The 7,982-nt window shown below is 64.8% G+C and carries 2 protein-coding genes; both read left to right on the forward strand.

Annotated features, from left to right (window positions below; all coding sequences use genetic code 11):
- Positions 1-53: 53 nt before the first annotated feature.
- Entirely contained in the window at positions 54-4,793 is a 4,740-nt protein-coding gene (locus ACNA0R_RS15515; protein WP_415826918.1) for a glutamate synthase-related protein, read from the forward strand.
- A gap of 9 nt (positions 4,794-4,802) precedes the next feature.
- The gene (locus ACNA0R_RS15520; RefSeq protein WP_415826919.1) at positions 4,803-6,269 is read left to right on the forward strand and encodes a glutamate synthase subunit beta; all 1,467 of its coding nucleotides are present in this window, start codon (positions 4,803-4,805) and stop codon (positions 6,267-6,269) included.
- The last annotated feature ends 1,713 nt before the right edge of the window (positions 6,270-7,982 follow it).

The raw sequence follows: 7,982 nt of genomic DNA on the forward strand, positions 1-7,982 counted from the left end.
GCAACAAAATGTGGCAACCCTCTTTTTCAGCCGCCCCCGTCCTGGAGCGCATCATGACCGTCCCGACCCCTTCCGACGCCTGTCGCCCCGCGCCGGCACGTCCCATCGACGCCACGCGCATCGGCTTGCCGCCCGCTCAAGGTCTCTACGACCCGCGCAATGAACACGACGCCTGCGGCGTGGGCTTCGTCGCCCATATCAAGGGGCGGAAAAGCCACGCCATCATCCAGCAAGGCCTGAAGATCCTGGAAAACCTGGATCACCGGGGCGCCGTGGGCGCGGACAAGCTGATGGGCGATGGCGCCGGCATCCTGATCCAGATTCCCGACGCGCTGTACCGCGAAGAGCTGGCCCAGGCCGGTGTCACCCTGCCGCCGCCTGGGGAATATGGCGTGGCCATGGTCTTCCTGCCCAAGGAAACCGCCTCGCGCCTGGCCTGTGAACAGGAACTGGAACGCGCGGTGCGCGCCGAAGGCCAGGTCGTGCTGGGCTGGCGCGACGTGCCGGTGGACGTCGACATGCCCATGTCGCCCGCCGTGCGCGAACTGGAGCCGGTCATCCGCCAGCTGTTCATCGGCCGCGGCGCCGACGTCATGGTGCCCGACGCGCTGGAGCGCAAGCTGTACGTCATCCGCAAGACCGCCAGCCACGCCATCCAGAACATGCGCCTGGCGCACGGCAAGGAATACTTCGTGCCGTCGGCCTCGGTGCGTACCGTGGTCTACAAAGGCCTGCTGCTGGCCGACCAGGTCGGCCGCTACTACCGCGACCTGGCCGATACACGCACGATCTCGGCCCTGGCGCTGGTGCACCAGCGCTTCTCCACCAATACCTTCCCGGCCTGGCCGCTGGCCCACCCTTACCGCATGATCGCCCACAACGGCGAAATCAATACGGTCAAGGGCAACTTCAACTGGCTGCGCGCCCGCGAAGGCATGATGCAGTCCGCCGTGCTGGGCGACGATCTGCCCAAGCTGTATCCCATCGTCTATGAAGGCCAGTCGGATACCGCCACCTTCGACAACTGCCTGGAACTGCTGGTGAATTCCGGCTATTCCCTGGCCCACGCGATGATGATGATGATCCCGGAAGCCTGGGAGCAGCACACGCAGATGGACGAAAGCCGCCGGGCCTTCTACGAATACCACGCCGCCATGATGGAGCCGTGGGACGGCCCGGCCGCCGTGGCCTTCACCGATGGCCGCCAGATCGGCGCCACGCTGGACCGCAACGGCCTGCGTCCCGCCCGCTATCTGGTCACCGACGACGACATGGTCATCATGGCGTCCGAAGCCGGCACCCTGCCCATCCCGGAAAACCGCATCGTCAAGAAGTGGCGCCTGCAGCCGGGCAAGATGTTCCTGATCGACCTGGAGCAGGGCCGCATCATCGACGACGTCGAAATCAAGTCGCAGCTGGCCAACTCGCGCCCCTATCGGCAGTGGATCGAGCGCCTGCGCGTCAAGCTGGAATCCCTGCCCGCGCCCAAGCAGCCGGCCAGCCTGCCGGCGCCGGGCGCATCGCTGCTGGACCGCCAGCAGGCCTTCGGCTGGACCCAGGAAGACTACAAGTTCATCCTGGAACCCATGGCGACCACGGGTGAAGAAGCCATCGGCTCCATGGGCAATGACGCGCCGCTGGCCGTGCTGTCGAACCGGCCCAAGCCCTTCTACAACTACTTCCGGCAGTTGTTCGCGCAGGTCACCAACCCGCCCATCGATCCCATCCGCGAACAGCTGGTGATGTCGCTGGTGTCCTTCATCGGGCCCAAGCCCAACCTGCTGGACATCAACAACGTCAACCCGCCGCTGCGCCTGGAAGTCGCGCAACCGGTGCTGGATTTCGCCGCCATGGCGCAGATCCGCGACATCGAACAAGTCACGGGCCACAAGTTCCGCAGCCTGGAACTGGACATCACCTATCCCGCCGCCTGGGGCCGTGAAGGCATCGAAGCGCGCGTGGCGGCCCTGTGCGCGCGCGCCGTCGACGCGGTGCGCAGCGGCTACAACATCCTGATCGTATCGGATCGCCGCGTGGACAGCGAGCGCGTCGCCATTCCGGCGCTGCTGGCCACGTCCGCCATCCACCAGCACCTGATCCGCGCCGGCCTGCGCACCAATACCGGCCTGGTGGTGGAAACCGGCTCGGCGCGCGAAGTGCACCATTTCGCGCTGCTGGGCGGCTACGGCGCCGAGGCCATCCACCCCTATCTGGCGCTGGAATCGCTGGAAAAGATGGCCGACCCGGAAAAGGCGGTCAAGAACTACATCAAGGCCATCGGCAAGGGCCTGAACAAGGTCATGTCCAAGATGGGCATCTCGACCTATATGTCCTACACCGGCGCGCAGATCTTCGAAGCCGTCGGCCTGCAGAGCACGCTGGTGGAGAAGTACTTCACCGGCACGGCCAGCACGGTCGAAGGCATCGGCATCTTCGAAGTCGCGGAAGAAGCCCTGCGCCTGCATCGCGCGGCCTTCAGCCAGGACCCGGTGCTGGCCAGCGACCTGGACGCGGGCGGTGAATACGCCTATCGCGTGCGCGGCGAAGAGCATATGTGGACGCCGGATTCCATCGCCAAGCTGCAGCACGCCACCCGCGCCAACAACTACCGCACCTATAAGGAATACGCGCAGATCATCAACGACCAGAGCCGCCGCCACATGACGCTGCGCGGCCTGTTCGAATTCCGCTTCGATCCGACGCGCGCGATTCCGCTGGAAGAAGTCGAGCCCGCCAAGGACATCGTCAAGCGCTTCGCCACCGGCGCGATGTCGCTGGGCTCGATCTCGACGGAAGCGCATTCGGTGCTGGCGGTGGCGATGAACCGCATCGGCGGCAAGTCCAACACCGGCGAAGGCGGCGAGGACGAACGGCGCTACCGCGCGGAGCTGCGCGACGGCAAGAGCGGCATCAAGGACGGCGATACGCTGGCATCGGTGCTGGGCGGCGATCGCGTCGAAGCCGACGTCGCGCTGAAGGCCGGCGATTCGCTGCGTTCCAAGATCAAGCAGGTGGCCTCGGGCCGTTTCGGCGTCAGCGCCGAATACCTGAGCAGCGCCGACCAGATCCAGATCAAGATGGCGCAGGGCGCCAAGCCGGGCGAAGGCGGCCAGCTGCCTGGGCACAAGGTGTCGGAGTACATCGCCAAGCTGCGCTATTCCGTGCCCGGCGTGGGCCTGATTTCGCCGCCGCCGCACCACGACATCTACTCCATCGAAGACCTGGCGCAGCTGATCCACGATCTGAAGAACGTCAATTCGCGTTCCTCGATCTCGGTCAAGCTGGTGTCGGAAGTCGGCGTGGGCACGGTGGCCGCCGGCGTCGCCAAGGCCAAGGCCGATCACGTCGTGATCGCCGGCCATGACGGCGGCACCGGCGCGTCGCCGGTATCGTCGATCAAGCAGGTCGGCACGCCGTGGGAACTGGGCCTGGCCGAAACCCAGCAGACCCTGGTGCTGAACCGCCTGCGCAGCCGCATCCGCGTGCAGGCCGACGGCCAGATGAAGACCGGCCGCGACGTCGTCATCGGCGCGCTGCTGGGCGCGGACGAATTCGGCTTCGCCACCGCGCCGCTGGTCGTGGAAGGCTGCATCATGATGCGCAAATGCCATCTGAACACCTGCCCGGTCGGCGTGGCCACGCAGGATCCGGTGTTGCGCAAGAAGTTCCAGGGCAAGCCCGAGCACGTCGTCAATTACTTCTTCTTCGTCGCCGAGGAAGTGCGCGAAATCATGGCGCAGCTGGGCATCCGCAAGTTCGACGAGCTGATCGGCCGCAGCGACCTGCTGGATACCCGCGTCGGCATCGAACACTGGAAGGCCCGCGGCCTGGACTTCACGCGCGTGTTCTACCAGGCGCCGTCCGAAGGCCCGGTGCGCCAGACCGAAACGCAGGACCACGGCCTGGCCGGAGCGCTGGATCACCAGTTGATCGAGCGCAGCAAGCCGGCGCTGGAACGCGGCGAAAAAGTGTCCTTCATCGTGCCGGTGCGCAACCGCAACCGCACCATCGGCGCCATGCTGTCCGGCGCAGTGGCCTCGCGCTACGGCCATGAAGGCCTGCCGGACGACACCATCCACATCCAGTGCAACGGCACGGCGGGCCAGAGCTTCGGCGCCTTCCTGGCCCACGGCATCACCCTGGACCTGGTCGGCGAAGCCAACGACTACGTCGGCAAGGGCCTGTCGGGCGGCCGCATCGTGGTGCGCTCGCCCAACGACTTCCGCGGCTTCGGCCCGGATCACATCATCGCCGGCAACACCGTCATGTACGGCGCACTGGCGGGCGAGGCCTTCTTCAACGGCGTGGCGGGCGAACGCTTCGCGGTGCGCAACTCCGGCGCCGCGACGGTGGTGGAAGGCACGGGCGACCACGGCTGCGAATACATGACGGGCGGCACGGTGGTCGTGCTCGGCGCCACCGGCCGCAACTTCGCCGCCGGCATGTCGGGCGGCGTAGCCTACGTGTGGGATCCGGACGGCAGCTTCCGCAGCCGCTGCAACCTATCCATGGTGGAGCTGGAATCCGTGCTGCCGCACGCCGAACAGCAAAGCCTGAACAACATCGACGTCTGGCACAGCGCGCAGCGCGGCGGCGAACGGGAAACCGACGAAGCCATCCTGCGCCGCCTGATCGAAGACCACTTCCGCTATACCGGCAGCTTCCAGGCGCGCGACATCCTGGGCAACTGGGAAACGGCGCGCGGCAAGTTCGTCAAGGTCATGCCGACCGACTACCGCCGCGCCTTGGGCGAAATGTGGCGCGCGGCCAACCCGCAGAAAATGGCCGCTTAAGGAAAGACCATGGGAAAAATCACCGGATTTCTCGAATACCAGCGCCTGCACGAGGCCCATGAAGCCCCGTCCGCGCGCCTGAAGACCTGGCGCGAGTTCGTCGTGCGCCTGGACGACAACGCATCCAAGGTGCAGGCCGCGCGCTGCATGGACTGCGGCATCCCGTTCTGCAACAACGGCTGCCCGGTCAACAACATCATCCCGGACTGGAATGACCTGGTGTACCGGCAGGAATGGCGCAAGGCGCTGGACGTGCTGCACTCCACCAACAACTTTCCGGAATTCACCGGCCGCATCTGCCCGGCGCCCTGCGAAGCCGCCTGTACCCTCAACATCAACAACGATGCGGTGGGCATAAAGTCGATCGAACACGCCATCATCGACAAGGGCTGGGAAGAAGGCTGGGTCGTGCCGCAGCCGCCGTCGCGCAAGACGGGCAAGAAGGTCGCCGTCGTGGGTTCGGGCCCCGCCGGCCTGGCTTGCGCCCAGCAGCTGGCGCGTGCCGGCCATGCGGTGACCGTGTTTGAAAAGAGCGACCGCATCGGCGGCCTGCTGCGCTACGGCATCCCGGATTTCAAGCTGGAGAAATCGCAGATCGACCGCCGCATCTCGCAGATGGAAGCGGAAGGCGTGGAATTCAGCCCCTCCACCTACATCGGCAACCCCGCCGATCCCGCGGCGGATGGCCTGACGGCCCGCACGCCGGAGTCGCTGCGCGAAGAATTCGACGCGGTGGTGATGGCGGGCGGCTCGGAAACGCCGCGCGATCTGCCGGTGCCCGGCCGCGAGCTGCAGGGCGTGTACTACGCCATGGATTTCCTGCGCCAGCAGAACAAGGCCGTGGCGGGCGATCGCCTGACCGACCAGACGCTGGCCAAGGGCAAGCACGTGGTGGTGATCGGCGGCGGCGATACGGGTTCGGATTGCGTCGGCACGAGCAACCGGCACGGCGCGGTGTCCGTCACCCAGTTCGAGCTAATGCCGCAGCCGCCGGAATCCGAGAATAAGCCGCTGACCTGGCCGTACTGGCCGGCCAAGCTGCGCACCTCGTCTTCGCATGAAGAAGGCTGCGAGCGCGATTGGGCCGTGACGACCAAGTCCCTGGTGGGCGAAAAAGGCGTGGTGCGCAAGCTGATCGCGGCGCGCGTCGAGTGGGTCAAGGACGAAGCCACCGGCCAGATGAAAATGCGCGAGGTCGAAGGCTCGGAGTTCGAGGTCAAGGCCGATCTGGTGCTGCTGGCCATGGGTTTCGTGGCGCCGCGCCAGCAGGTGCTGGATGCGTTCGGCGTCGACCGCGACACGCGCGGGAACGTGCGCGCCAACACCGACGATTACCGCACCAGCGTGGAGAAGGTTTTCGCGGCGGGCGATATGCGGCGCGGACAATCGCTGGTGGTCTGGGCGATCCGCGAAGGCCGTCAATGCGCGCGTGCCGTCGATGCCTTCCTGATGGGCGATAGCGACCTGCCGCGTTGAGCCTGGGATTGGCGCCTGCGGCGCCAATCCCGCAAACTGCCACGCATCGCTAGGCTCGTCTTCCCGGGCCTGCAGGTCAACGCTTCCGCCGATCGAAGATGCAGACTTTCGGAAAGGTGAAATCGAGATCGCTCGAATCGTAAAACTCGTCAATGCACGCGTTCGAGCATGGTTTCTTGCCGCTGGAACAGCTGTACTTCCACTCGCTTTGCAGCAATTTCGCCAGACGCGTCACGTCGTTCTCGTAGGCCCTCATATTGATCCAGAGCCCTATCTGACCTCCCGGAGCCAGGATGCGGGCAAACTCCGGAACCGCGCTGTCGAGCAACGGTGCGCCCTGCATGGTGACGTAGTTCACCGTCCCGTCTGCAAAGGGGTACGGCGGCGAAGTGGACCAATCCTCGACATGAATGAGCAATGGGATCGGGTAATAGGGCGGCTGTGAATCCCTGGTTTGCGCATTGATATTGATGGCGCCGGCAAAACCGGAAATGACGCCTTCGTAGGTGTGGAAGCCCTCGCCACCGACGTCGACATGCAAGAAGTAATCGTCGCTCAGTCCCATATCCGCACGCGACACGAATGAAGCGCGTTCCAGAATCGCGGGATCACCCACTTTATCGTAGGCAAGCCTGTAAGCCGACGATAGCGTCGAGCTGAACGGGAACGACGCACTCGCGCACCGATACCGCGTCTCGCCGTTCTCGTCGCCCTTATGCTCGCGTCCGACCATGAACGTGCTGGTTCCACAGGCGAAATAGGATTCACCGTGGGTATTCTTGCCTGACTCTTGCAGCCACGGCCCCCACGCAAGTGGAACGATCTCCACCATCGACCCCCGTTCGAAGAGACTGGCGCATTGATAGCGCGTGTCGCCGTTCTCGTCGCCCCGGTGTTGGCGGCCGGTCATCACCTGGGAGGCAGGACAGGAAAATGACGACATGCCGCCTGTCTGCTTGCCGGATTCCTGAATCCAATCGCCCCACGCGGCATTACGCAACAGCGGGGGTACCCCGCGGTACCAGGGCTTCGAGCACTGGTACATCGTATTGCCGTTTTCATCCCCCTTGTGTATGCGGCCCGTAATCACGGAGCCGGCCGGGCAGACGAAGCTCGACGTCCCTCCGGAGTTCTTGCCGGACTCCTGTATCCAGGGGCCCTGGTAGGGCGGGCTGCGGAGGAGCGGTGTGTGGTCCCACAGGATGTCGGCGCAGAGATACCAGGTATACCCGTTCTCATCGCCCTGATGACGCCGGCCGACCATGACCTGGTTGGCGGGACACGAGTATGAGGATGTTCCACCTGAATCCTTGCCTGACTCCCGGATCGAGCCACTCCCGGTCTTCGTCCGAAGCGCTAATGGCGCATCCTCGTAGTTGACAGGCGCGCACCAATATTGAGTATTGCCATTCTCATCACCCTGATGGTCTCGTCCCACCATGACCGTGTTGGGCGGACATACGTATTGCGACTTATCCCCTGAGTCCTTTCCCGACTCCTGCAACCAACCGCTCGAATTTGCCGGGCCAAGTTCCAGTGAGACTCCGTTGTAGGCAATGGTCGCACATTGATAGCGCGTTTCGCCGTTCTCATCGCCCTGATGTTCACGAGCAACCATGACTTGCGCGTCGGGGCATCGGAACCCCGACTCTCCACCGATTCTCTTCCCGGATTCCTGCATCCAATTACTCCACGCCTGGGGGGTGNCCACCC

The organism is Bordetella sputigena (assembly GCF_965137885.1).
In the GTDB taxonomy this organism is placed as follows: domain Bacteria; phylum Pseudomonadota; class Gammaproteobacteria; order Burkholderiales; family Burkholderiaceae_B; genus Bordetella_C; species Bordetella_C sputigena.

What these genes read in the sequence shown, in the direction of transcription:
- ACNA0R_RS15515 (WP_415826918.1), top strand. Translation starts at nt 54, where the DNA reads ATGACCGTCCCGACCCCTTCCGACGCCTGTCGCCCCGCGCCGGCACGT.
- ACNA0R_RS15520 (WP_415826919.1), top strand. Translation starts at nt 4,803, where the DNA reads ATGGGAAAAATCACCGGATTTCTCGAATACCAGCGCCTGCACGAGGCC.